Origin of the sequence: Amphibacillus sp. MSJ-3, assembly GCF_018919165.1 — a bacterium.
Classification (GTDB): Bacteria; Bacillota; Bacilli; order Bacillales; family Amphibacillaceae; genus Amphibacillus.
Genome location: NZ_JAHLQM010000001.1, coordinates 178033 through 200549 on the forward strand (window position 1 = coordinate 178033; position 22517 = coordinate 200549).

General features: G+C 34.8%; 20 protein-coding genes, 2 rRNA genes and 1 pseudogene. 3 read left to right on the forward strand and 20 right to left on the reverse strand.

Annotated elements, in window-relative coordinates; all coding sequences use genetic code 11:
* Positions 1–67: 67 nt before the first annotated feature.
* The 13 genes and pseudogenes from KQI76_RS00795 to KQI76_RS00855 all read right to left on the reverse strand — a co-directional run.
* A pseudogene (locus tag KQI76_RS00795) lies at positions 68–498 on the reverse strand (hypothetical protein); the annotation flags it as partial.
* A 445-nt stretch (positions 499–943) separates the two neighbouring features.
* Entirely contained in the window at positions 944–1465 is a 522-nt protein-coding gene (locus KQI76_RS00800; RefSeq protein ID WP_216398398.1) for a YtxH domain-containing protein, read from the reverse strand.
* An 18-nt stretch (positions 1466–1483) separates the two neighbouring features.
* Positions 1484–1906, reverse strand: a complete 423-nt coding sequence (locus KQI76_RS00805; protein ID WP_216398399.1) for a DUF948 domain-containing protein — start codon at positions 1904–1906, stop codon at positions 1484–1486.
* 193 nt (positions 1907–2099) lie between these two features.
* Positions 2100–3395, reverse strand: a complete 1296-nt coding sequence (gene murC, locus KQI76_RS00810) for a UDP-N-acetylmuramate--L-alanine ligase (RefSeq protein ID WP_216398400.1) — start codon at positions 3393–3395, stop codon at positions 2100–2102.
* Positions 3396–3625: 230 nt separating this feature from the next.
* Positions 3626–4735 carry a nicotinate phosphoribosyltransferase gene (locus KQI76_RS00815; RefSeq protein WP_216398401.1) on the reverse strand — a complete coding sequence of 370 codons (1110 nt, stop codon included), beginning with the start codon at positions 4733–4735 and terminating at the stop codon, positions 3626–3628.
* A gap of 601 nt (positions 4736–5336) precedes the next feature.
* Positions 5337–7454: a DNA translocase FtsK gene (locus KQI76_RS00820; RefSeq protein ID WP_216398402.1), complete on the reverse strand. Its 2118-nt coding sequence runs from the start codon at positions 7452–7454 to the stop codon at positions 5337–5339.
* 96 nt (positions 7455–7550) lie between these two features.
* On the reverse strand, positions 7551–8153 hold the full coding sequence (ytpR, locus tag KQI76_RS00825) for a YtpR family tRNA-binding protein (protein WP_216398403.1): 603 nt from the start codon (positions 8151–8153) through the stop codon (positions 7551–7553).
* A gap of 1 nt (position 8154) precedes the next feature.
* Positions 8155–8982 (reverse strand): DUF1444 domain-containing protein, encoded by an 828-nt coding sequence (locus KQI76_RS00830; protein WP_216398404.1) that lies wholly within the window; start codon positions 8980–8982, stop codon positions 8155–8157.
* A gap of 284 nt (positions 8983–9266) precedes the next feature.
* Positions 9267–9587 (reverse strand): thioredoxin family protein, encoded by a 321-nt coding sequence (locus KQI76_RS00835; RefSeq protein WP_216398405.1) that lies wholly within the window; start codon positions 9585–9587, stop codon positions 9267–9269.
* Between the two features lie 19 nt (positions 9588–9606).
* Positions 9607–10647, reverse strand: a complete 1041-nt coding sequence (locus tag KQI76_RS00840) for a PTS sugar transporter subunit IIC (protein ID WP_216398406.1) — start codon at positions 10645–10647, stop codon at positions 9607–9609.
* A 442-nt stretch (positions 10648–11089) separates the two neighbouring features.
* Positions 11090–11611, reverse strand: coding sequence for a hypothetical protein (locus KQI76_RS00845; RefSeq protein WP_216398407.1), 522 nt, complete (start codon positions 11609–11611; stop codon positions 11090–11092).
* A 125-nt stretch (positions 11612–11736) separates the two neighbouring features.
* Positions 11737–12249, reverse strand: coding sequence for a DUF84 family protein (locus KQI76_RS00850; RefSeq protein ID WP_216398408.1), 513 nt, complete (start codon positions 12247–12249; stop codon positions 11737–11739).
* Positions 12250–12831: 582 nt separating this feature from the next.
* On the reverse strand, positions 12832–13899 hold the full coding sequence (locus KQI76_RS00855) for a M42 family metallopeptidase (protein WP_216398409.1): 1068 nt from the start codon (positions 13897–13899) through the stop codon (positions 12832–12834).
* A gap of 454 nt (positions 13900–14353) precedes the next feature.
* Between KQI76_RS00855 and KQI76_RS00860 the strand changes: the two genes are divergently transcribed.
* Positions 14354–14674 (forward strand): PepSY domain-containing protein, encoded by a 321-nt coding sequence (locus KQI76_RS00860; RefSeq protein ID WP_216398410.1) that lies wholly within the window; start codon positions 14354–14356, stop codon positions 14672–14674.
* A gap of 192 nt (positions 14675–14866) precedes the next feature.
* Here KQI76_RS00860 and trmB read toward each other — a convergent pair whose 3' ends face one another.
* The 3 genes from trmB to KQI76_RS00875 all read right to left on the reverse strand — a co-directional run bounded on the left by trmB (position 14867) and on the right by KQI76_RS00875 (position 17472).
* Positions 14867–15508 (reverse strand): tRNA (guanosine(46)-N7)-methyltransferase TrmB, encoded by a 642-nt coding sequence (trmB, locus tag KQI76_RS00865; RefSeq protein WP_216398411.1) that lies wholly within the window; start codon positions 15506–15508, stop codon positions 14867–14869.
* A gap of 88 nt (positions 15509–15596) precedes the next feature.
* Positions 15597–16397 carry a phosphotransferase gene (locus tag KQI76_RS00870; protein WP_216398412.1) on the reverse strand — a complete coding sequence of 267 codons (801 nt, stop codon included), beginning with the start codon at positions 16395–16397 and terminating at the stop codon, positions 15597–15599.
* 172 nt (positions 16398–16569) lie between these two features.
* Positions 16570–17472: an NERD domain-containing protein gene (locus KQI76_RS00875; RefSeq protein WP_216398413.1), complete on the reverse strand. Its 903-nt coding sequence runs from the start codon at positions 17470–17472 to the stop codon at positions 16570–16572.
* A gap of 190 nt (positions 17473–17662) precedes the next feature.
* On the opposite strand from KQI76_RS00875, the gene KQI76_RS00880 reads away from it, so the two are divergent.
* Complete coding sequence (locus KQI76_RS00880; RefSeq protein ID WP_216398414.1) at positions 17663–17881, forward strand: HTH domain-containing protein; 219 nt, start codon at positions 17663–17665, stop codon at positions 17879–17881.
* Positions 17882–17944: 63 nt separating this feature from the next.
* On the opposite strand, the gene KQI76_RS00885 is transcribed toward KQI76_RS00880, so the two are convergent.
* Together KQI76_RS00885 and KQI76_RS00890 are read right to left on the reverse strand one after the other, a co-directional pair.
* Positions 17945–18658 carry a pseudouridine synthase gene (locus tag KQI76_RS00885; RefSeq protein ID WP_216398415.1) on the reverse strand — a complete coding sequence of 238 codons (714 nt, stop codon included), beginning with the start codon at positions 18656–18658 and terminating at the stop codon, positions 17945–17947.
* 11 nt (positions 18659–18669) lie between these two features.
* Positions 18670–20301, reverse strand: coding sequence for a putative polysaccharide biosynthesis protein (locus tag KQI76_RS00890; protein ID WP_216398416.1), 1632 nt, complete (start codon positions 20299–20301; stop codon positions 18670–18672).
* 320 nt (positions 20302–20621) lie between these two features.
* Here KQI76_RS00890 and KQI76_RS00895 point away from each other — a divergent pair, with 320 nt between their 5' ends.
* Positions 20622–21878, forward strand: coding sequence for a BaiN/RdsA family NAD(P)/FAD-dependent oxidoreductase (locus tag KQI76_RS00895; RefSeq protein ID WP_216398417.1), 1257 nt, complete (start codon positions 20622–20624; stop codon positions 21876–21878).
* Between the two features lie 162 nt (positions 21879–22040).
* Here the strand turns inward: KQI76_RS00895 and rrf are convergent.
* Both rrf and KQI76_RS00905 read right to left on the reverse strand, forming a co-directional pair.
* Positions 22041–22153, reverse strand: a 5S ribosomal RNA gene (rrf, locus tag KQI76_RS00900).
* A 247-nt stretch (positions 22154–22400) separates the two neighbouring features.
* A 23S ribosomal RNA gene (locus tag KQI76_RS00905) occupies positions 22401–22517 on the reverse strand; the annotation flags it as partial.

A 22517-nucleotide genomic window follows, 5' to 3' on the forward strand; every position in this document is an offset into this window, starting at 1 on the left:
GCCTAGAAGAAAATATTCAAAAAAGAGATACCCAAAATAAAGGCAAAACTTAATTTAAACAGCCTTATAAAGCTTCAAATCGTGTTGCTGGTGAATTTTGAATGCCATTTACTCGACTTTCTTCTTTATTCATTTGGAAAATATTTTGATCAACCGGTTTTGGCGCTTGTAAACCGCACTTAATACCATCTAAGCCAAAAACGAGTAAAGCTGATAATGCTAAGTACCGACTATAAATTGATATTCTCATTAAAAGTGATAAGTTGCAATACATACCTGAGTCAGCAACCCCAGCTAAGGGCTTAGCCATAAATGTTGTATGAAGATTATATTTCCTAGCAATAGTGTAACGACTAATTTAAAAGTTTGAATATCATCAGCATGCTTTACTGGATCAGAAATTTTAAAATCAATCTCTTGTTGTCCAGGGGCAACCTCATGATGGGAGGCTTCAATTTCAAAACCCACCTCTTCTAATTCAAGGACAATATCACGACGACCATAATACGATGTTTACCGAGCATAGCCAAGAGCTTACGCACATAGAATTGTGTTTATCAAGCATAGGCTGGTCTGATCATCTGACATGGAAATTAGTAACAGTTATTTATCTAATAAAGTGAGACTTCAATCAGTGGGGGTTTTGGACCTACAGGATCTAGGTCATGTAGACGTTACCACAGGAGGTGGTGGGTTTTGTTTGCCTACCCTCCCCTCACAGATTGGGATTGCGATTACTCATCCCAGCGAAAATATTTGTTTCTACCACAAGAGGATGGCTTAAAGGCCCTTGAGGCAATCGAGCTTTTACAGCAATTGATCTCCTACTCATCTTTAAAGCTATTGTTCAAATCTTGAAATGGAAGTTCTATTGCCTGTTAATGCGGGATAAACTTAAATTGATAAAAAAATAAATCTCTTCCAACGAAGAGATTCACTTTTCCTATTTATCTTTAACATCTTCTACCGCTTCTTCAACAGCCTCTTTTACTTTTTCCGAAGCTTCCTTTGCAGCTTTTGCCTTTTTCTCGGCTGTTTTCTTTGTTTCCTTGACTGTTTTCTCAGCTGTTTTCTTTACCTCATCTACCTTATCAACCACTTCGTCCTTTTTGTCTTCTAGATCGTCTTGTGCCTGATTAAATTTCTTTTGGATAGATTGTTTCGTCCCTTGATATTTATCCTGTAGGTTTTGTGATTTATCATTAACAACTTGCTGTAAGTTAGCTGTCTGTTCTTTAGCATATGATTTTAACTCATCTGTTTTTTCATAAGCTACTTCTTTCCACTCATTCGTTTTATCCCTAAAATCAAGAGCGGTTTTGTTAATATCTTCACGTAATTTTTTACCAGACTTTGGTGCAAATAAAAATGCTAAAGAAGCTCCTACAAGCGTTCCAACTAACGATCCAATCAAAAAGTCCTTAGTATTAATATTATCATTTGACTTATTACCTTTATTCGCCATTTAATCATTCCTCCTAGTTTATAATTTAATATTTTTCTTTGCTTTCTTCTTATTCAATAATTCGATAATAATCGTACCCCATTTAATAATTTGACCTGCTTCTTCCTTGTTTGCAAATGCAATTCCGGTAATTGAATCAGATACTTGCTGAAGTGATTGGTTAAACCCCGAAACAGTCGTTCCTATACCACTAATACTATCCACTAAATTATTTAAGCGTTGAGATTTCTGGTTAATATCTTCTGCTAAAGCATTAGTGTGGTTCAATAATATCGTTGTTTCAGTCGTGATCCCTTCTATCTGACTTTCTAAGCTTTCCAATGTGTTTGCTACATTACCCATTGTACGTTCTGTCTCTTTTAAAACTTTAATTAAGTATATAACTAGGACTCCAAACGCGAGGGCAATAATTAATGCTGCGATATAAAGAAGATTTATCATAAGATAGATCCACCCCATTTCTATGTATTTTGATTAATTAAATTGACATATTGTTATCTACCCTTTTACATCACTGATAAACATATCCTTTTAATAAAATGATCTTATTTTAAAAGTTTATACATAAAAAACCGCATTAGTAGATAAATATTACTTTATTTATACTATAGCGGTTTTTATTTCTTCCTTCAAATTATTTAAATGTTTCTTCATAAATTTGTTGATATTTTTGAATGTCACCAGCACCCATAAAAACAACTACACCTTTACTATTGTCTTTTAGCTTTTCCGTCGAATTCATGGACAATAGTTGACTGTTAGGAATTAAAGCTTGTAAATCTTCTATCGTTAATTTCTTTTCAGCTTCTCGAGCTGAACCAAAGATATCACATAAGAAGACTTCATCTGCAAGATTTAATGTTTCAGCAAATTCTTTTAAAAACATTTTAGTTCGTGTATATGTGTGTGGTTGAAAAACAGCTGTGATCTTACGCTCCGGGTATTTCTTTCTAACTGCATCTATTGTAGCTTCAATTTCTTTAGGGTGATGTGCATAGTCATCAATAATGATTTGTTCATTAAAAGTACGCTCTGAAAATCTCCTTTTCACACCTGTAAATGTTGATAAATGTTTAATATCTTCAGGTTTAATACCTTCATAATGACATAAAGCAATAACTGCCAAAGCGTTTAGAACACTATGATTCCCGTACATTGGGATCGTAAAGGTTTCATAAAAATGATGACGAACATAAACATCAAACTGAGTTCCTTCATCAACTTCAATTATATTTTTCGCTTGAAAATCATTAGTATCAGAAAAACCATAATATACTACAGGTACTTTTGCCTGGATCTTCTGTAAATAATCATCATCACCATAAGCAATAATCCCCTGTTTAACTTGCTCAGCCATCTCTTGGAAAGCATTAAATACATCATCAATGCTTGTAAAATAATCTGGATGATCAAAATCAACATTTGTCATAATTAAATAATCTGGTTGATATGCTAAGAAATGGCGCTTGTATTCGCACGCTTCGAATACAAAATATTTGCTATCATGATGTCCTAAACCGGTTCCATCCCCAATCAGATATGATATTGGGTGAATTTGACTAAGAACATGTGCTAGCAATCCAGTTGTTGATGTTTTCCCATGTGAACCCGTAACAGCAATACTTTTATATTTCTTTAACCACTGACCTAAGAAATCATGGTAGCGATAAATGGGCAACCCTAATCTTTTTGCTTCAACAATTTCTTCATGGTTGTCTTTAAAAGCATTTCCAGCTATAACGGTCAAACCTTCTTTTATATTAGCTTTTGAAAATGGAAATATTGGGATGTTTTTTTCTTTTAATGCTGCATCAGTAAAAAATGTTTTTTTGACATCAGAACCTTGTACATCTTCACCGGCATCATATAGTATATGAGCCAGTGCACTCATACCTGTTCCTTTAATGCCAACAAAATGGTAAGTCGTCATAAATGTGTACCTCCAAGAGATTTCTACCCTTTTTCAATTAAACCCCAATATCATTAGAGGTTTACAATATATCAGCAAGCTGCCTAAATTTCACTCATTAATATCAAAAGATTGTGCTTATCCATACATAAGCATAATATGCTTTTGCTGATAAATTTAATATATTCTTATTGCTTTGTACATTTTAGTATTATAGCACAAAAACAATCTTTGCATAGAAGCAAGTGTGTTTATTTTTGATAGATTACCTTTTCTAATCTTGGATTTGGTTGATATGATCGACCAGCTTTAGATTCAGGCTTTCCATTTAAAATAACATTATCACCAGTAAAGCCAATATTAATATCTAATAAACTTCGGCCAACACCATATAAATCAACTGGAACATTTCTTTTTTCAAACATGCGAATTTTCTCCTCGGTAAATCCTCCACTTGCCATAATCTTCACATGTTGATATCCCTCATTGTCCAACGCTTTGCGTAGGGCAAAGATTAACTCTGGATTTACACCCCGTGGGTCAAATTTCCCAAGAAGATGGGCATTTCTTAAGAAGTATTTGTCAACCATATTTCCTGAAGTATCGAGACGAACACATTTCAATGTTTCACCAAACTCACGTGCTACCTTAAGGGCATCTGTAATAACATCATTATTATAATCGATTAAAACAGTTAAATCGTCTTCTGGATATATTTCATGATAAGCCTTAGCCACTTTAACAATATCACCTTCAAATAGTTGAATTAAGGCATGTGGCATTGTTCCCATTCCGGTCTTTCCCCACCATTCATTCATTGCGTGTGTTGCTTGGGCGGTGGATCCCCCAATAAAAGCAGCATAACCGTCTCCTGCTTGTTGTGTATAGTGATCATCGCGATCTCCCATAAATATAATAGGCTTTTGTTTACCTGATGTTCTCCCCGCTTTTACAACATTATATACATTCGTGGCGACAGACGTTCGTCTAGCCAAGATCCCATCAATTACACCCTCTAAATAACCAAATGACTGATAAGGTCCCTTGATTGTTAATACTGTTTCAAAAGGTGAGATTTTATCTCCATCCTTTAATGAATGAATTTCAAGCTCTTCTGGTTTATCGGCAAATGTATGAATGAGTGCGATTGTCTCATCTGTCCCACACAAAACCGCTTCATCTTTTTGGAAAAATTGCATAACTACTTCATTGTCAGGCTTCATTTTCTCAGCGATTTCTTTCGTCTTTAAAAAGTAAACAGCTGAAAACCAGCCTTCCTTAAGGCGTTGGTCGAATTTAAATGTTTTATTTGTTAAACGATCAATTTCACCATTTAATTTCATTGTGAATTCTTTTTCCATTGGTCAAAACTCCTCATTAATTTATACAGCCTTAACTGATCAGCCGATTTAGGTGTAGTATTCGGGGGCTAGAACTGGGACATAGAATAAAAAATTCACTTATTCCTGCAACGTAAAACTTCGTTGTATTCCTTAATATAGTTACTTGCTCCAATAAAACTTGTTACACCATAAATATTAGGATATCCTATTTGTCGCAAGTTCCCACTTCATTCTTTTTTTAAAAAAGTAATCATCTTAAGTGGGAACGCATGACCAGTAAAGATCAATTTTTCGTCATAAATTTTATTTCGTTTTGTTTATCATATAAGAAAATAGAATATTACTCAAGTTATATCTTAGTCAATTTAAGCTTCAACCAATAATGACTGATGATAATGATTGAGGCCAACAATCAGCAATTCTTATCTTAATCCATTAAAGTAAATCTTCATTCAATGGCTCGTTCATTCCCATTAAGGGGTAGACGAATGAACCGGTTTTTTTACTAACAGCTGATTCCTCTCACATCATCTGAGCCTTTCACTTATATGATTGAAGTGGGGTCTCACGGTTAGTTAATCTACGGTAAACAATTCAGCTCGGTAACTGAATAATAGGCTTACTGTAGTTGCTCAAGTTCTTCCTTTGTTACGAGTAATGTTCGAGGCTTACTCCCATTCTGACCGGAAATAATCCCATTATACTCTAGCGCATCAATCAAACGCGCAGCCCGATTATAACCAATTTTAAACCGTCTTTGAAGTAATGAAGTTGAGGCACCATTATGATCTAATACGAAAGCAACAGCTTCGTCATATAATTCATCCTCATTATCCTCTTGTTCAACTCTTTGCAATAAGTCTTCCTGTTCAAATAAATAATCAACTGCCTCGCGTTTTCTTGCATCATTTGTAACCCGATCAATTTCTTCATCAGAAACAAAAGCCCCTTGAATCCTCATTGGATAACGAGCACCATTTTCAACAAACAGCATATCTCCTTTTCCTAACAAGCGTTCTGCCCCATTTTGATCAATCATTGTTCTTGAATCTACTTGTGAAGCAACGCTAAAAGCAATTCGGGTTGGAATGTTTGCTTTAATTAAACCTGTAATGACATCAACTGATGGGCGCTGTGTGGCAAGTAATAAGTGGATCCCACATGCCCTTGCCTTTTGAGCAATTCGACTAATTGAATCTTCTACATCTTGTGGAGCGATCATCATTAAATCAGCTAACTCATCTATTACGATCACAAGATAAGACATTTTTTCTTGTTCATTATTTTCCTCAGCCATCTTTTGATTATAGCGTTCAATATTCCGAGCACCAACATTAGCAAACTTATGATAACGTGACTCCATTTCTTCAACCGCCCACCTTAAGGCTTGTGTTGCTGCTTTAATATCTGTAATAACAGGTGAAACAAGATGGGGAATGTCATTATATGGTGCTAGTTCAACCATTTTAGGATCAATTAATAAAAGACGTACATCCCTTGGACTTGCTTTATATAACAATGAAATGAGGATTGAATTAATACATACACTTTTTCCTGATCCCGTTGCTCCCGCAATTAAACCATGGGGCATTCTCTTAATATCCGTTACGACAGGATTACCGGAAATATCAAGACCTAAACCAATTGTCAATGGAGATTCAGCTTGGCTAAATTGTCGTGTTTTAAAAATTTCATATAAACCAACTGGCGAGGCAAATTCATTTGGAATTTCAATCCCAATTGCATTTTTCCCCGGTATTGGTGCCTCAATTCGGATATCCTTTGCTGCCATATTTAATTTTATATCATCACTCAGATTTCTAACCTTACTGACCTTCACACCTGATTCAGGTTGAATTTCAAATCGTGTGACTGTCGGACCCTGCATCGCATTAACAACATGTGCTTTAACATTAAATTCAGCTAATGTCTCTGTCAACTTTTTCGACTGCTCTTCTATCCATGCTTGATCTTGTTGAACAGTACTAGAAAGATCATTTAACAAGTGCAGACTTGGTAAATGATCTTTTTGTTCAATTACTTGTTGTCTTTTCTCGCGATAGCGACGTTTATCACTTGGTGTCATAATGACATTAAAGGGATGCTTTCTAGCAGACTCCCTCCTATCTGTCACTTGTTCAGAAACTTGTTCAATCTGCTCTTCAGGGATATTGTTTGAGGGAATTTGTGATTCCACTTGTTCCTGATAGCTGTCAGTTATATTTTCTTGTTCGATAGTATCTTGTATTTCTGGATAATCTGTTTCCTGTGATGGTTTAATTACAGTTGTTTCTTCCATTACTTCATCTTGCTTTTCGATGGTTTGCTTATTCACTTCTTGCTTAACCACCTTATCCTTTAGGAGTTTTTCACGATCACGACGCAGAAAAGCTGGTTCTTCAAGATGACTCGTTTCCATGCGATCAATTGTATGAAAGCCATGGATAGGTGAAGCCACATTTGAAGCTTTAAATGGTTTTCTCTTCTTAACTTCATCAGTTTTCGGATCATCTGTTTCGATCCAACTATCTATTTCATCTTGTTTATCATATACAGGTGGTGGATCAATCGGCATTGGAAAACGGAAAGATTGTTTTTTCGGATATTGATAAGACACCTTTGCTTCAACAGGCTTAGTTCGTCTTCTAAATAACGGTACATTGTCTTCATAGTCAAATTCTAGCTCTTCTTTTGAATCAAAGAGCTGTCTAAATTTATTAATTAATTTATCTAACATGATTTATTCACTCTTCCATTAAGGACTTTACCTCTTATTTTAGCAGATTTTTAAAAAGCGTAAAAGATCGATTGCTCTTTTACGCTTTACCAAATATTAAAAAATAAAGGGTTGTCCTGCCTCAACATTATCTTCTAGAACATAAATCCCTTTTTCAGTAGGAGCATTTGGAAGACCTAGTTCTTTTTGCGAACAAATCATACCAAATGAAGCTACTCCTCTTAATTTAGCTTCTTTAATCTCCATACCACTCGGCATGATTGCACCCACTTTTGCAACGACGACATGTTGTCCAGCTTCTATATTTGGTGCTCCACAGACAATTTGGACCGTTTCATTACCTAGATCAACTTGACAAACACTAAGTTTATCAGCATTTTCATGTTTTTCTTTTTCTTTAACATATCCAACGACAAACTTAGGTGATAAATCCAAATCCAATTCTTTAGGTACATTATTTGTCTTAAATACTTCATTCACTGATGTTAATAAAGACTCATCTAATTGATGTTTCCCATCAGTCAATGCGAAGTATTTTGAACAATTAAAAATATTATAACCAATAATTTGATTCGTTTCGGTATCATATATTTCAGCTACATCACCATATTTACGGAAGGCTGTTTTTTCTCTGTTTCCTTGTTTCAAAGGAATAATTAGTACATCGCCAATTCCTTCTTTGTTATAAAATATATTCATCCTATTCATCCTTTTTATCAACGTTTGTATTATTTTGTTTTTTCTTAGCCAGTATAAAAATTGGTTCAAGCTTCCTATCTTCGTAAAGAAATGATAAGGCTGTAATCGGTACCCGACCTTCCGCAAAATACTGCATGGCCATCTGAGCTAAAATATCATAGCCAATATCATTTTGCACATCCGCTACAATCAAGGTATCCTGATGCGGAACAGCTAAGACGAGTTCTCCTTTTGCCTTTTGACTCATTTCCTCAAGCCAAGTTTCATTTAAAATTCGACTTGCATCAAAACCGTCATTTGCCGAAATAAAATAGAAATCATTATCAGCAACTCGATCACACTTTAATTCAATCGGCAGTGACTTCATATTAAAAGTTGCTATTTCTTTTAGTTGCTTAGTGGACCAACCCGCTTCAGTTAAAAGTTGTTGATCAATTAATTGATAGGTATGACCAAAATCTAAAGCATAATAAATTCGTGTTTCAGCTGTATGGTCATGATAAATGAGTTTCAAGCCAGCCTTCGACTTAGTTGGAAATGAAGTACTACGGATAACTGGATAAATTCTCTTTTCATTATCCTGCAATTTAGGATTTTGATTCATCATTTCCAATGATGTTTTTATATGAAAGACAAGCTCATCAATAGCGATGTCACCCCGTTGTTCATACTTAGCAATCACACTAGGTAAGGTTATCGTTACTCCTTTTCCTGTATCAGCCCATTCGACTCTATATTGATCATTATCCCGTTTATACGCTGTTTTCCATTTTGGATCTTGGAATTTTTGATCTAATCGTTTTTTTAACTGTAAAGTTGTTAAAGTCATTTTTTCCACCTCGAGGATGTTTCAATTTCAAGCTTCATTGTACCATCTATTTTAGTCACATGAAAATAAAGTGATTTGCTGATACGAAATAATTGAATCAATGATCGTTGCTATCTCTAACACTGCCTTTTTCTATACTTATCATAATGAAAGAGGCCAAGTAACAAAGTAAATCTGGCCTAAGCGACAGTTAATCCCCCACTTAGTATTCTAAAACTACTCTGAATATTTGAGTTGGGGGATTTTTTATTGTCTTTTAAGTTGTAGTAAACTATTTTAAGTGGTTAAGCAACACTAACTTTTGTTAAGAATGATTCAATTTCTTCCCGAGATTTTCGATCCTTACTAACAAAACGAGCCACTTCTTTTCCTTGATCAAATGCTAAAAAACTAGGTATTCCAAAAATATCATGTTTAATACAAAGATCAATAAACTGATCACGATCAACGTGAATAAAAGTAATACTTTGGAACTCCTCTTCTAATTCAGGTAGAAAGGGCTCAATCACGCGGCAATCTGGACACCATTCTGCAGAAAAAAGAAAGACCGTTTTTCCCTTTTGAATTTGTTGATAGAATTGTTCTTCTGTTTGTAAATTTTCCACCGTAACTGCCTCCTATATGCTAATCATATGCTAGTTTAAGATCACCATAATTAATCCAACCTTTATAGCGCATCCACTCCGATACAGCCAAACTAATTAAGGCAGGACCAATAATATGAACTAGCAAAACCATAATGAATACAGGAAATGTAAAGCCCATCGTTTGAAAAGCCATGATTTGCCCAACTAGACCAGATGTCCCCATACCTGCGCCTGAAGCATTATTTGTCATTTGTAACCATACAGTTCCTATTGGTGCCATAATAACAGAGGCGACTGATGGCGGAATCAAAATCAATGGTTTTTTTATAATATTGGCAATTTGCAACATCGAAGTACCAATTCCCTGAGCTAAAAACCCACCGATTCCATTTTCCCTAAAACTACTTACAGCAAATCCGATCATCTGTGCAGAACAACCAATTACAGCAGCACCTGCAGCTAGACCATCTAAAGACAACATAACAGCAATAGCTGCACTAGAAATTGGTGCTGTTAATGCCCATCCCATAAGTAATGAGACAATAATCCCCATAACAAAAGGTTGCTGAGTAGTTGACCAATTAATCACTTCTCCTAATCCAGTCATCAAAGCATCCAATGGTGGCCCTATAAATTTCCCTACACTATATCCTACCATAATCGTTAATAAAGGTGTTATAATTATATCTACTCTTGTTTCTTTAGAAACCAGTTTACCGGCCTCTGTTGCAAATATGGTGCTCACAAAAGCACCAACTGGACCACCTAAACTATAGCCAAAAGCACCTGCAAATATCGTTGAAAATTGAACAAGTGGAGGAGCTTTAAGACTATATCCGATTGCGGCTCCAATAGCACCACCTACAATTTTCCCATCCATTGCAAAACTACCTATTTCAAGTAAAAATAAACCGAATTCAAACTCTCCAAAAATTCTTATTAATTGTTCACCTATAGTATTCACAATCAAGCCAATAATTAACGATGAAAACAAACCAAGTGCCATATAACTTAAAGCAGTTATTAAATATGCATGTGCTGATAATTCAATATTTTTTCTCTCTAAAAATTCCTTCATCAACGATTCCCCCTCTATTCTTATTTACCATAGTCAACTAATTGATTATTTTGAATTTCTATATGATGGGACCCTAGCTAGGAATGGGACTGGGACTGGGGTTACTCGTCCCAGCGAAAGGATTTGCGGTTACTCATCTCACCGTAGACATTTGCCGTTACACGTCCTAGTGAAAACACTTGTTAGCTGAACCAATCGGTCCCTTACTGCCAGTTGACCACGCACTTACAATGCTTAGTTTCCTTCAAATTCTTGAAGTGGGATCTTACTGATAGTTGCACTACGATAAATATTATAAGTATTAAGCCCTTATTGATTTATGATTCACTTAATTTTACACTAAGTTTATACAGGTGACAAGACATAGTTTTTCAATTAAAAACTCAGTTAACTTAGGTAAGGTAAAACCATGATTAAAGTTAACTGAGCAAAATTCCGCTACTTATACCTGCTCTTCAAAATCTTGAAATTGTATTGAATTAATCATTTTAACAATTTCAGTAAAATCTTCTTCTAAATGATTAAGAGATGTCTGTGTAGTAATTCTCACGCCACCAACTCCGACTTGTAATTCAAAGTCGCGTTCTAGCTCTGTAACCTTCACATAAGCAAAATGGTCATCATCTTGATAAGTTTCAAGTAAATCATATTGACCACCTGCCTTTTCAGCTTGATAGAAGGCTTCGCTCGATGCATCCTCCAAATCGTTATAGAATAGGATATATGTTTGATCTTGATCATTAAAAATTAGATTACGATCAGATTCTTCAATAACTGTGAAGTGTTCAGGTAAATATATATTAAAATTATCAAACTCTCTATTCGGTTCTAGAGCCTGACTGCTAAATGACCTATCAATGGTTGCTCTAATATTTTCCAAAGTTTCCTCTTCAGATAAACTACAGCCACTAGCAAATAGAATAAGACTGGTAATGAAAATAAGGCTTAATCTTTTTCTTATCATAAGTGACTCCTTTCTTTATAAAAATAATCTACCCATATGATACTACTTAATTGAAGAATTACAAGGGGCTCTTTTAAGTTGGTGTACTTTTGATATACCGCCATTTAATGGGTTGGATCTTAAGATTAATTACTCTTCGCTAATTGATATTGACCTTTTAGTTGTTTGACAACATGTTCGAACATTTCACTTCGACTAACTTCATTATTTGTTAAAAAACCAATTGTCCCTTGATTATTACGAACATCTGACTGTTTAGCATATTGATCAATTATTTCCCCAAGTTCTAGTCCAGTTTGTAATGCCTTTGAGATTGGGTCAGGCAATGGGAGCCTTGCACCACTTGCAATGTAAACATTTCCTACTTGATCAACTAAGGCACCCCAATTGCATAACAAAAGCTGATTATTAAATTCCATGACACCACCTTCTAGACCAATCCCGATAACGCCACGTTCAGATTTTTGACAATATTTTGCTCGGTTGATCGCTCCTGTCAATGTTTCCTGGTCAGTCATTGGTTGATTTGAAACACCCGATGGAGCTTGCTCCCCAATAACAATAGAACCTGAAAACACACTTTCTACTGCTCTTATTTTTGCTTTATTTAATGAACCTACGATTATTTGTTCAGACACTTAGTCAACTTCCCTTCTATTAAAAATTACATTTTAAAATCATTAAAGAACCGTTAAATAAACATTTTAAGAACATCATAACATGCTCTATTTTTTCAAGTCTACCAGAATTTTTATTTTCTACATTATTGCTGTTGTTCATGTAATTTAAAAACTTTAACTTATATATCCCCTGGAAAATGTTCAGTATATTTTGTGTAACCGGAACATCAAGTATAATCACTTTATTACTAATTATAACTGATAAACTAGGGTAATCGGTTATTAGTCAATAAGTTCGAACACTTTTCAATCAAATATAGGTTCCTTCATAGTTTTGATTACTTTTAACATCTAATTTACCTTTGTCCTCTTCTTATCCCCCATTTTCCCTCATAGGGTGATTTTACGCGATAACAATACTATATAATAAAATTAAATGATAATTATCTTTTCTAGATAAAGTGGAAAATATAGTTTTCTCTAACTTATTATAGATACAGCAAAATATTTAATTCGAAAAGTCTACTTAATTTAAAAATCGCCTCGGTAATTCTTAAAAAGAGTCACCAAGACGATTTCCTATAAGATTAAATTTAATTTTTAGCTATTACGTCTTAATTGTTCAACCATATTTGCATCAGTATTCTTCACGAGGTTAATAATTAATTCTTTTGCCGCTGCATAGTCATCAACATGAATAATAGATGCATGTGTATGAATATAGCGTGAAGGTATCCCCACAACAGCCGAAGGTATCCCGTCATTCGAAAGATGAACTCGACCCGCATCCGTTCCGCCTTGCGAAATAAAGTACTGATACGGAATCTTATTAGTTTCCGCGATATCTAAAACAAATTCACGCATCCCTTTATGTGTGATCATTGTTCGGTCAAAAATGCGTAACAAAGCCCCTTTTCCAATCTGCCCAAACTCTTTATCATCACCAGACATATCATTAGCTGGAGATGCATCAAGCGCATAAAAGATATCTGGCTTAATCATATTTGCAGCAACCTGTGCCCCACGTAAACCAACTTCTTCTTGAACAGTTGCACCAGAGTAAAGCTCATTTGAAAGTTGTTCATCTTTTAATTCTTTTAGCAATTCAATGGCTAAACCACAGCCGTAACGATTATCCCATGCTTTAGCTAGTATTTTTTTCTTATTACTCATTGGTGTAAATGGTGTCACTGGCAAGATCGATTGCCCTGGTCTAATCCCAATTGCCTTTGCATCTTCCTCATCGTCAGCTCCGATATCAACCAACATATTTTTTAATTCCATCGGTTTTGCTCGTTGTTCTGGTGTTAGATTATGTGGTGGAATGGATCCAATCACACCGATTACCGGTCCATTATCTGTCATAATTTGTACACGTTGCGCTAACAAGACTTGATTCCACCAACCACCCAATGGTTGAAATCGAATCATTCCGTTTTTAGTAATTTGGGTCACCATAAAGCCAACTTCATCCATATGACCTGCAACTAAAACCTTAGGTCCTTCTCCTTTTTTAACACCAAAAATACCGCCCAATCGATCTTGAATCACTTCATCCGAATACTTCTCTAATTCTGAACGCATATAACGACGTACTAGGTGTTCATTACCTGATGCACCTTGCAACTCCGTTAATGTCTTAAACATATCCATCGTTTCTTGTTTCATTATGTACAACCTCCATATCCTTGTCCTATTATAACCATCAGTCAGTCGACTAGGACATGATTTATTATGATATGATTACTTATCAGGCCAAAATCAATTTATAGTTGAACCTGTTTAAATATCTTTCATAAAATCATACTGACCAAAGGTTTATTAAATTAAAGTTTTTACTCTATCTATATCTTTTATTGTAACGAAAGAGAACGATCATTTCCACTTAAAAGAATATTCTGTATCTAGCAAATTTTATGCTTATTCGTTTGAATACACCTTTTCTTCCTTATTTTTAATCTGTTATCCTTTTTATATCCTTTATTTTCAGCCCTAAAAAGATGCAATTACTCGTTCTGATGAAAAATATTGAGTGATTTTTAAATGATATTATAAGACCGATTTTCTTATTATAGAAAAATAATGTATACTAGCATTAACTTTAATAATCGAGGTGAAGTATATGAATTTAAAGAAAACAATAGGCACACTAGGAATCGGTGTCGCTATTGGATACTTTGTAAAAGCAAAAATAAGTGAAATGCCTATTCAACCAGAACAAGCACTCAAACTTGCTAAAGAGAAATTTAAAGAAGAAGGAGCAGTTAGTGGCTCTTGGATTTATATGAAAAGTGAAGATTTATCCCTACACGGATTAAATTATCGGGTTTATCGTGGTGGAATTACCCGGACTATTAATGATACCAATCAACAATTTGAGTTTTATGTTGATGCCTACACTGGATCGATTATTTCAACTAAAGAAACGAATAGCGTTATATAAAATCTCGCAATTGCCTAACAATCCGCATGATGAGTTTTCTAAAAAACAGGTAAGCTAATGTGGTTACTTCTAATTGAAGACTATTTGGCTTGCATCACTGCCATCGTTTTGAATCACCATCAATAATACATGCTTGCTATCATTCTTTTAGCAATCAAAAGAGGTAACTACTTCTGTTACCTCTTTTTTAGTTTATTTAGGAAACCTTGCACAACAACGATAAATTGATTGACCTTTTGCGGAAAACTTTTCTTCATACTCTGTCATCACATTTGTTGGATCATTCAACTCGTGAAGATCTAAGCAAACCTCGTCTAAAATTAAACCAAACTTTGAAAAACTAACTAGGCTATATTCAAATAAACCTTTGTTATCTGTTTTTAAAATGATCTCTCCGGCTGGTTTTAAGATTTCCTGATATTGTTCCAGAAACGTTCTATGCGTAAGTCGTCTTTTTTCATGTCTGTTTTTTGGCCATGGATCAGAAAAATTCAAATAAATTCGATCGAGTTCATTCTTAGCAAACATCTTGGTTAAATCTTTCGCATCATCATTAATGAGTTTCACATTATTAGGTTCCAAGTCAACTACTTTCTGAACAGCTGTTACAATAATACTTTTAGCAACTTCAATTCCAATAAAATTAACTCCAGGGTTTTGTTTAGCCATTCCCGCAATAAATTGACCCTTTCCCGTTCCAATTTCCAAATGAATGGGTTGTTCTTGCTTAAAGGTCGAGTGCCACTTCCCTTTATTTTCTGTAGGATTTAATTCGACATAAGATGTTTGTTCTTTTAAATATTCATCAGCCCAAGGTTTGTATCTAGCACGCATATCTATCTCCCCTTTCCTATGATTAATTCGTTACTTACATAAACAAATCAGTGAGAGAATGAATCTACCCACTGATTTGTTAGGCTATTTATTTAGAATTGAGATAAGTATCTGCTCTTCTCAAAACAAATTCTAATTGTTGAACTTTACAATTGAAGTTGTTTAAATCTATTTCACAATCCAACTCCATGATGAGCTTATAGATCATATACCAATGCACTCTAATATACAATGATCTGCTCCCTTTTTCCCCATAATTCTCTAACCACTTTTCCCATTCATGCTCTTGAATATAGCGGTTAAATAGCATAGCTAAATCAAGTGCTGGATCGGCAATCTCCGCATTATCCCAGTCAATTAAATACAATTGTCCTTTGTTCGTTACAAGCCAATTATTATGATTTAAATCACAATGGCAGACAACTGGTTTAATGTTAATAACTGATCCTAATTGTTTCTTCATCCAATTTAATGCGCGATTAACAGTCATTGAACAAAATGCATTATTATTTTCTTGAACTAACTGTTCTAGCTCACGATACAAAGTAATCGGATAAAGTGGTTTCTTTCCCATCCTTGTTAACATATCTAGTAATTCTGTTGAATGGTGAATTCGCCCTAATAACTCTGCCACTTTTGGATGTTGGATAACCTCTGGAATCATCTCTTTTCCATCAAGCCATTCTTGGGCAGTTATAACATCTCCATTTTCTAACCTCTTTGTCCAAACTAGTTTGGGAACAATTCCTTGTGCAGAAAGAACAGCCAAAAACGGTGAAGAATTTCTCTTCAAAAAAAGACGCTTGTGGTTAGACTGGGCACAATATGCTTCTCCTGTTGAACCACCTGCTGATTTAATTATCCAACCTTCACCTAGTACATTTCGCACAGGAATCTCCTCACATTCTATACCATCAAAGTTATCGACAAAAACAGCGATAACTAGCCAATTTTATTTTAATCTACTAATAGATTAACTCATTTTTCATAAAAAGATCAAGGGGTAATTTTATCCTATTTTATTTAACTTACATAGTAAATGAAATCATTGATTGATCAACTCACATTTGAACATCTTCCGAACGCTCCCACTCTGGCCGATTAACAGCTACAGTATCCGAATATGCTAATAATGTTTCCGCAACTTTTAATTGTTGATGCTTTAATGGTGAGGTTAATTGACGTTGTCTGTGTAACCACTTCTCATGTTTGTCCCGATCAACAAATTCCGTTTGAAATGGTTCTAAATAGAATTGGATCCTATTTGTCCTTGATAAAACTATTTTTTTTATTGGCATATCAATTTTTTTATGATCTAAAATCGCTTCAACAATTTTAGCTGACCTTTTTAATGACAATAAAGGGCTTAAAAATTTAGATTGAATACCATTTTGTTCACTTAACCATGTTCGATCATCATCAGCTATTATCATGTGATCTGATGGTTCTTCTACTATTTTAATCACATTTATTTCAACTGGTGTAATCATAATTATATCAGTATCAACTATTGTCTTTTTTAGTTTAAAGACCGGTTTATACATAAACAAGTAAGTATCGGGAAAGCGTTGCAAAAAGTATTTAAGCGTTAAATCATCTTCATAATATCGATCTAAGAAGGACATTTCACTAATTGTCGACGAAGCCCAATTTAATTGGAATTGATAAATAGAATCTAAAAAGGAATATTTCAGCTGGTCTTCTGTTTTTGGTAAGGAGTAGTCAGAATAATCAGCTTGGACCTCTTCTCTTTTGTTAAAGAATTCCTTCCATTTTTCAAAAAGGGATGCTTGAGATACTTCCTGATTAGTCTCTTCTATATAAAGTGATTCTTGTTTTGCCTCCCACATTTCCAATAAACCTTTCCAGTTTTCTTGTTTGAGACGTATATATTGACTTGAATAATGATATATATCCCGTTGATATCGGGATATATAGTTTTCCAACTTAATTAATTGTCCCATTCTATACAACACCTCACCTGTATTATCCTTGTTTAAATTATTAGTAACCCCATTATTGTTATATCGGCCTTTCTTAAGAATTTGTAAAATTCAAGCTAGTTGCTAGCCAGATTAATAAGAAAAGTGTAAAATAACAGTACAGAGATTCAGTAACACCACAAGTCTAATGATTTTATTAAGGAGTGGTTTTTTGAGTCAATCAACAACAAGGATGCTAACGCGTATCAAGGCTGTTTATTTATTCATTCGAGAATCCGGTCCAGTCACAACCTCTGAAATTGCTGAGGAATTTGATATTACGGATCGAACGGTTCAAAGGGATTTAAACATACTTGCCTATAATGGCCTTGTAAAAAGTCCAAGTAGAGGACAGTGGAGTATTACGAAAAAGAAAGTTAAAATTTCGTAATCCTGTAATTGTTGTTTCTAATGCTGACATCTATCGTCAGCTTATTTTTTTGATTTAAACTACTTATTTAAGTTGTTTTAAGTAAGTAATTTCAGCTTCACTCAACCGACGATACTCTCCTTGTTCTAATGCCTCATCTAATTTCCACTGCTCCATTGCAATTCGTTTTAAATAAACCACGTGTTTTCCTAGCGCTTCAAACATTCTTTTCACCTGATGAAATTTCCCCTCGGTGATTGTTACTTCCACTTCCGAAATATCATCACTTTTCAAGATCACTAAATCAGCTGGTTTTGTTTGATAACCGTCATCAAGCACTACACCATGTTTAAATGCAATTTTATCTTCCTCTGTAACCTTTTGGTCAATTTTTGCAAAGTATGTTTTTCCGATATTATTTTTGGGTGATAGTAACTGATGAGCAAGCTTTCCATCATTTGTTATTAACAAAAGCCCTTCCGTATCTTTATCCAAGCGTCCAACCGGGAACGGACTTTTCACTTGGTCTCTTGGATCTAACAAATCTAAAACAGTCTTGTCTTTTAAATCTTCTGTTGCACTAACTACGCCTGCAGGTTTATGTAATAAATAGTATACAAACTCTTCATAAACCACTTGTTCACCATTCATCATGATTAAATCCTTCTCAGGATCTACATACGCTTTACCCGAATGAATGATCTGATCATTTACAGTAACTTGCCCCGATTTTAATAATTGTTTTACCTCTTTTCGGCTACCATAGCCAGAATGAGAGAGTAGTTTATCTAAGCGCAATTCTCTTCACCCTATTTCTTTATTAATCGATTTGGAACTCGAATTTTACTACCGATTACCCGTTCAAGCAATGTTGATTTATAACTAAACCATAAATAAACCCCTGCCCCCACTGTAACTGTCAGGAACAAAATTACAATATTAGCCATTCGGCCATCATAGTATGTGATATAGAAGCCTAACAAATATTTCACCGCGATTACCGCTATTGCCATAAGACTGCTAAATATAGCCATTAGTAAGGAGCGCTTGATTAATTGCTTTAAAGAAAATTGAATTGCTGTCTTGATACACCATAAATTAGCAACAACTGTAGCTAATGAAGCAAGCCCCGTAGCAATTACCGCACCTTTTGGACCATACCAGTGCATAAAAGGAATGTTTATCACACTCTTTAATATCAGCCCAAAAAGTAAACTGTAAATCGCAAAGCGTTGTTGATTAATTCCTTGTAGAATCGATGCTGTAACAGTAAATAAAGCAAAAAATAAGGCAACAGGTGCATACCAACTTAATAATTGTCCATTCAAATCGATGTATTGATTGATTGAATAAAAGGCACCCCAAATTTCATTTGACAGCAATGACATACCGACAACAGACGGTAGAATTAATAACATAATAATTTGCAAGGATTGGTTAATTTGCCGGAAAAGTAATTGGTAATTCCGATCAACAAATGATTTAGTTAAAGTTGGCAAAGAGGCTAACGATGTTCCCGTAGCCAGCGTAATCGGAATCATAATTAATTTATGTCCATAGAGATTAATATTAGAAAAAGCTTGGTCAATAATCGCTTGATCATAGTCTAAATTCATTAATGTCCGTGTAAAAGTAATCGCATCAATTTGCTGATATAAGGGAATGGCTAGTCCTACAAAGACGAATGGCCCAGCATAACTGAGTAACTCACGAAACAATTCACGTGTTGATAGATTTGTTTCTTGTATTTCTTGTTGTTGAAGATAAACATTCAGATGCTTCTTTCTGTGTTTCCAATACCAAATTAATACAAGGGCAGAAGCAATTGCTCCGATAAAAGCTGAAAAGGTAGCAAAGCCAACTGCTGTAGTAATAGTTCCACCGAAGACATTGATTACGAGATATACTGAAACCAACAAGAAAGCAATTCGAACAACCTGCTCCACAACCTGAGATATTGCAGTTGGCCCCATTGATTGAAACCCTTGGAAAAAACCACGTGTTATACTCATTGGTGGGATAATTAATAGGGCAAAGCTGACCATTCGAATAACCATAGCTACATCAGCTACAGTAACACCCTCTGAGTTCTCTGGAATATAAATCCGAGCTAATAAATCCGCACCTGCAAATAGAGTCGCAAATGAAACGAAACCCGTGATTATCATTAAGCGAAAAGCAAGCTTATACATCCGACGGCTTGTTTGGTAATCCCCTAGTGAATTATATTTTGCCACAAACTTGGATACCGCTAATGGGATACCAACCGTTGACAAGCTAATAAATATTGTATAAGGGCCATATGCTAGGCCATATAACTTTCCTCCACTTGCTCCTACCAAATTTTCAAAAGGAATCGTATAAATCATTCCTAAGAATTTTGAAATAAACGTTGCAGCTGTTAATAAAACCGTACCACGAATCATTGTATTTTTAGACATAACTTCACCTTTATTCTTTTCTTTCTACATTTACTTTGACAATACAATTCATTTTAACATATATTCGATTATATATATATAAAGTTAATCATCATGCATTGGAGGTTTTAAACATTTTCAATATAGTGGAACCAAAAACAAGAATACACTTATTCTATTCCTGTCAACACTTTACTGGGCTTCTTTGACCAGTTACTTGTCAAATCCAAATAAGTGCTTAGATAAACTCACTGGAATTTTTAATGTATCTCTCACAACTAGTTATAATAGATAAATGCGAAAACACTCGATAACTTTTTTATTATGAAAGGAAGATTACTATGGATTATGATGTAGCTATTATTGGCGGTGGCCCTTCGGGATTGATGGCGGCAATTGGGGCAGCTGAACAAGGTGCCCGAACAATTTTAATAGAAAAAGGTAAGAAATTAGGGAGGAAATTAGCTATATCAGGTGGTGGACGTTGTAATGTAACAAGTCGGTTACCAAAAGAAGAAATTATCGAACATATTCCTGGGAATGGTCAATTTCTTTACAGTGCCTTGTCAATTTTTGATAATGAGGATATTATCACATTTTTTGAAGAATTAGGTGTACCTTTAAAAGAAGAAGATCATGGTCGAATGTTCCCTGTTAGCAACTCAGCGAATGATGTAGTCCAAGCTCTTTTAACAAAACTTGACCAGTTAAATGTTAAAATTATGACAAACACTTCGGTTGAAGCACTTGACTATGGCTTATCATCACATACTGTTATCTTAGCAAATCAAACGAAAATTAAAGTCAAGTCAATTGTCGTTGCAGTTGGTGGAAAGGCCGTTCCACATACTGGAAGTACAGGAGATGGCTATCCCTGGGCTAAAAAAGCGGGACACACAATTAGTGCTTTATATCCTACAGAAGTCCCACTTATCTCAAAACAATTATTTATTCAGAAAAGGGAACTTCAAGGTTTAGCATTACGAAATGTTCGACTAAACGTTAAAAATAAAGATAATAAGCCGATTGTTTCACATCAAATGGATATGATTTTTACTCATTTTGGTATTTCAGGTCCCGCTGTTTTAAGATGCTCTCAGTTTGTTGTTAAACTATTAAATAAAGATCACACACAGGTTAGTATTTATATTGATAGTATACCTGGTCAAAATAAAGAAGTACTATATCAGAATTATAGTCAGATCATTAATACATCAGGGAAAAAGTCTATCAAAAATATACTAAAAGGGGTTGTTCCTGAGCGGTTTTTGTTGTTTATTTTAGCAAAATGTAATATTGATCCTGAGCTAAGAGCTGCTAATCTTTCACATGAACAACTACGTAGTATCATTGAAGAGCTAAAGGCATTTGAAGTGATTATTCATGATAGTTTACCAATTGAAAAAGCTTTTGTAACAGGTGGTGGTGTCTCAATAAAAGAAATTGTCCCTACAACAATGGCCTCTAAACTTGTTGAGCGCTTATTTTTCTGTGGTGAAATATTAGATATTCATGGTTATACAGGTGGTTACAATATTACTGCTGCCTTAATCACTGGTCGATTAGCAGGACAAAATGCGGCTTGGCAAAGCCTTTAAATTATAAGGAAAAACGCTTATTAATAAGCGTTTTTCTTTAGCTTATCTATTCTGGTTCACTCCAAGATAATTCATCAAGTGTTTTGACCTAGATCAAATCATAAAATAGAATTTATAATATGAAAAATCCTCAAGATTTAATCTCTTGAGGATTTCTTTTTTGCTTAGCGACGTCCTACTCTTGCAGGGAAAACCCAACTACCATCGGCGCTGAAGAGCTTAACTGCTGTGTTCGGTATGGGAACAGGTGTGACCTCTTCGCTATTGTCACTAAATCATGATCTTCAATTGTTCAGGTTATACCCTGAAAACTAGATAAGAAATGCACCTGACAAGTGGCATCAAATCGCGGATGATTCCGCTTTTTGTTTAATCTAGCTTCAACTCCCAACAACTAGCACACTTCCTTTACCTCCGTACAATAAGTCAACATCAACTCACTTGCGTTCGTTGTGTTTCCTTTATCTCCTTCGGTTCAGTCCAGTGTGTACGTTGCTAAACGGTCGTTTCAGCTTTTTGTTTTTAGTTAAGTCCTCGATCGATTAGTATTCGTCAGCTGCACATGTTGCCATGCTTCTACCTCGAACCTATCTACCTCATCGTCTCTGAGGGATCTTACTCTAATGATGGGAAGTCTCA

Excerpts from the sequence above, each read along its gene's own strand:
- ytpR (WP_216398403.1), bottom strand. The coding sequence starts at position 8,153 with ATGAATATATTTTATAACAAAGAAGGAATTGGCGATGTACTAATTATT.
- KQI76_RS00875 (WP_216398413.1), bottom strand. The coding sequence starts at position 17,472 with ATGGGACAATTAATTAAGTTGGAAAACTATATATCCCGATATCAACGG.
- KQI76_RS00800 (WP_216398398.1), bottom strand. The coding sequence starts at position 1,465 with ATGGCGAATAAAGGTAATAAGTCAAATGATAATATTAATACTAAGGAC.
- KQI76_RS00815 (WP_216398401.1), bottom strand. The coding sequence starts at position 4,735 with ATGGAAAAAGAATTCACAATGAAATTAAATGGTGAAATTGATCGTTTA.
- KQI76_RS00895 (WP_216398417.1), top strand. The coding sequence starts at position 20,622 with ATGGATTATGATGTAGCTATTATTGGCGGTGGCCCTTCGGGATTGATG.
- KQI76_RS00860 (WP_216398410.1), top strand. The coding sequence starts at position 14,354 with ATGAATTTAAAGAAAACAATAGGCACACTAGGAATCGGTGTCGCTATT.
- KQI76_RS00890 (WP_216398416.1), bottom strand. The coding sequence starts at position 20,301 with ATGTCTAAAAATACAATGATTCGTGGTACGGTTTTATTAACAGCTGCA.
- KQI76_RS00840 (WP_216398406.1), bottom strand. The coding sequence starts at position 10,647 with ATGAAGGAATTTTTAGAGAGAAAAAATATTGAATTATCAGCACATGCA.
- KQI76_RS00820 (WP_216398402.1), bottom strand. The coding sequence starts at position 7,454 with ATGTTAGATAAATTAATTAATAAATTTAGACAGCTCTTTGATTCAAAA.
- KQI76_RS00830 (WP_216398404.1), bottom strand. The coding sequence starts at position 8,982 with ATGACTTTAACAACTTTACAGTTAAAAAAACGATTAGATCAAAAATTC.
- KQI76_RS00855 (WP_216398409.1), bottom strand. The coding sequence starts at position 13,899 with ATGAAACAAGAAACGATGGATATGTTTAAGACATTAACGGAGTTGCAA.
- KQI76_RS00845 (WP_216398407.1), bottom strand. The coding sequence starts at position 11,611 with ATGATAAGAAAAAGATTAAGCCTTATTTTCATTACCAGTCTTATTCTA.
- trmB (WP_216398411.1), bottom strand. The coding sequence starts at position 15,508 with ATGCGTGCTAGATACAAACCTTGGGCTGATGAATATTTAAAAGAACAA.
- KQI76_RS00805 (WP_216398399.1), bottom strand. The coding sequence starts at position 1,906 with ATGATAAATCTTCTTTATATCGCAGCATTAATTATTGCCCTCGCGTTT.
- murC (WP_216398400.1), bottom strand. The coding sequence starts at position 3,395 with ATGACGACTTACCATTTTGTTGGCATTAAAGGAACAGGTATGAGTGCA.